This window comes from Frankia sp. Mgl5, assembly GCF_023242985.1.
GTDB lineage: Bacteria > Actinomycetota > Actinomycetes > Frankiales > Frankiaceae > Parafrankia > Parafrankia soli.
In genome coordinates this window covers 1-257 of sequence record NZ_JALKFY010000212.1, presented here as the reverse complement: position 1 = coordinate 257, position 257 = coordinate 1, and the positions used below count along the sequence as shown (strand labels likewise).

Below are 257 nucleotides of genomic sequence, written 5' to 3'. Positions count from 1 at the left end.
GTCTTCTTTAGTTCCGAGGCGGAAGCGGAGCAACAAGGATATTCCCCGATGGAAAGCGGTGCGCTGGCCGAGGCTTTGGCCGTTGCCCACGATAAATTGGCACTGGCACTCAGCTATGACGGCGAGTCTTCGGTGATCCAATTGCCGACTTCCGGCGCAGAAGGAACGACGGTTCAATGGAGCTTGAAGGACCCTGCCCAGGCGACCATCGTTAATTTGCAGACAGGAGCGGTCGATCGTTCTGCTCTGCAAAATGA

Annotated in this window: 1 protein-coding gene; it reads left to right on the top strand. The window is 56.0% G+C overall.

The features are described from left to right. On the top strand, positions 1-257 hold a 257-nt coding region (locus tag MXD62_RS09055; protein WP_248828927.1), incomplete at both ends, for a hypothetical protein.